The sequence below is a fragment of the Actinomadura napierensis genome, assembly GCF_039529375.1.
GTDB classification, from domain to species: domain Bacteria; phylum Actinomycetota; class Actinomycetes; order Streptosporangiales; family Streptosporangiaceae; genus Spirillospora; species Spirillospora napierensis.
Genome location: NZ_BAAAMR010000243.1, coordinates 1 through 2,732 on the forward strand (window position 1 = coordinate 1; position 2,732 = coordinate 2,732).

1 protein-coding gene is annotated in these 2,732 nt (G+C 74.5%); it reads right to left on the bottom strand.

Going from position 1 to position 2,732, the window contains the following annotated elements; genetic code table 11:
* The coding region (locus ABD296_RS49125) for an Rne/Rng family ribonuclease (RefSeq protein WP_344285353.1) at positions 1-2,732 on the bottom strand (2,732 nt) is incomplete at both ends.

A 2,732-nucleotide genomic window follows, 5' to 3' on the forward strand; every position in this document is an offset into this window, starting at 1 on the left:
CCCCCTCCACGCCGCCCTCCGCCGGCGGCTCCTCGCCGTCGACCTCGGGCGGCGGGCCGGCGGGACGCTTGGCGGGACGGGACCTCTTCGGCCGCGGCCGGGCCGGCTCGGTACGCGCCGCCTCCGGCTCCGCGGCCGGCTCGGCGTCTCCCCTCGGCTCGGCCGGCTCACGCTTCGTCTCGCGCTGGGCCAGCTTCTCCTCGACGGCCTTCTCGACCTCGCCCTTGCGCTTGCGGCGGCGGGCGGGCTCCTTGCCGGCGACCTTCTCGGGCTTCAGCTCGACCGGGTTGAGGTGGACGTGGATGCCGCGGCCGTTGCAGCACTCGCAGGTCTCCGAGAACGCGTCCAGCAGGCCCTGGCCGACCCGCTTGCGGGTCATCTGCACCAGGCCCAGCGAGGTGACCTCGGCGACCTGGTGCTTGGTACGGTCCCGCGACAGGCACTCGACGAGCCGGCGCAGCACCAGGTCCCGGTTGCTCTCCAGCACCATGTCGATGAAGTCGATCACGACGATGCCGCCGATGTCGCGCAGCCGGAGCTGGCGGACGATCTCCTCCGCCGCCTCCAGGTTGTTGCGGGTGACGGTCTCCTCGAGGTTGCCGCCCTGCCCGGTGAACTTGCCGGTGTTGACGTCGACGACCGTCATCGCCTCGGTCTTGTCGATCACCAGCGAGCCGCCGGACGGCAGCCACACCTTGCGGTCGAGGGCCTTGGCGATCTGCTCGTCGATCCGGAACGCGCCCAGCACATCGTGGTCGCCCGTCCAGCGCTCGACGCGGTCGGCGAGGTGCGGCGCGACGTACTCGACGTACTCCGAGACGGTGTCCCAGGCCTCGTCGCCGGAGACGACGAGCTTGGCGAAGTCCTCGTTGAAGATGTCGCGGACCACCCGGATCGTCAGATCCGGCTCGCCGTACAGCAGCGACGGCGCCGAGGCGGTCTTGACCTTCTTCTGGATGCTCTCCCACTGGGCGGCCAGCCGCGAGACGTCGCGGCCGAGTTCCTCCTCGGTGGCGCCCTCGGCGGCGGTGCGGACGATCACGCCCGCGTGCTCCGGCATGACCTTCTTCAGGATCGACTTCAGCCGGCTGCGCTCCTTGTCGGGCAGCTTGCGGCTGATGCCGGTCATCGACCCGTCCGGCACGTACACCAGGTAGCGGCCGGGCAGGGAGACCTGGCTGGTCAGCCGGGCGCCCTTGTGGCCGAGCGGGTCCTTGGTGACCTGCACCAGCACCGACTGGCCGGACTTCAGCGCCGACTCGATGCGGCGCGGCTGGCCCACCAGGCCGGCGACGTCCCAGTTGACCTCGCCCGCGTACAGGACCGCGTTGCGGCCCTTGCCGATGTCGACGAACGCCGCCTCCATCGAGGGCAGCACGTTCTGCACCTTGCCGAGGTACACGTTGCCGACGTACGACTGGTGCGTCGCGCGGTTGACGTAGTGCTCGACGAGGACGTCGTCCTCCAGCACGGCGATCTGCGTGCGGTCGCCCTCCTGCCGCACCACCATGACCCGATCGACGGCCTCGCGGCGCGCCAGGAACTCCGCCTCGGTGATCACCGGCGGGCGGCGGCGGCCCTGCTCGCGGCCCTCCCGGCGGCGCTGCTTCTTGGCCTCCAGCCGGGTGGAGCCGCGGACGGACTGGACCTCGTCCTCGGCGGCGGCGCGCTCCTCGCGGGCGGTGCGCACGTGCACGACGGTGTTCGGCGGGTCGTCGGGGCCGTTGGCGTCGGTCTCGACGCCCGACCGGCGGCGCCGGCGGCGGCGCCGGCGGCTGCCGGCGGCGCCACCCTCGTCGTCGCCCTCGTCCTCGTGGTCGTCCTCGTGCTCGGCCTCGGGGGCCTGCTCGTCCTTCTCCTTGGCCTTGGCCTTGGCGGACCTGGACCTGGACTTGGCGGGCTTGGCGGCGGGCTCCTCGTCCTTCTTGCCCTCGTCCTTCTTGCCCTTGTCCTTCTCCTTGGACTCCGCGGGCTCGGTCTCCTCGGCCTCGTCGGCCTCGTCGTCGCCCTCCTTGCCGCCGCGGCCGCGGCCGCGGCCGCCCCTGCGGCGGCGCCGGCGCGACGGCCGGTCGTCGGAGTCGTCCTCGTCGGACGGGCCGTGGTCGCCCTCGTCCTCGCCGGTGTCGCGGTCCTGGTCCTGATCCTTGTCCTTGTCCCGGTCGCGGTCGGCGGGTTCGGGCTTCGGCTCGTCCTTGTCCCGCGCGGGCTTCTCGGCCTTCGGCTGCGGGGGCTGGAACACGACCATGGGCGGCTGGAACGTCACGCCCGGGACGCCGACGCCGCTGGCGGGCTCGCTCTCCGACACCTGGCCGGCTTCCGGCTCGGCCCCGGCCACGGGCACGGAGGGCACCTCCGGCACGGACGGCACCGGCGGAACCCTCGGCGCGGCGGGAGGCGCGGAGGCCTCCTCCGCGGCGTCGTCCGCGGTGGTCTTCTCGGCCGCCGGGCGGCGTCGGGTGCGGGTGCGGCGCGCGGGCTCGGCGGGAGCCTCGGCGGCGGGCTCCTCTGCGGCGGGCTCGGCGGCCTGCGCGGGCTCGGCGGCGATCTCCGGGGACGTCTCGGCGCCCGTCGGAGGCACGGGCTCGGCGGTCTCGGCGGCCTTCGCCGCGCGGGTCCGGGTGCGGGTCCGGGCGGGCTTCTTCGCGGGCGGCTCGGCCGCCGGCTCCGCCGCCTGCTCCGGCGCCTGCCCGGACGCGGCGGCCGCGGCGGGCTCGGCCGCGGGCGCGTCCTCG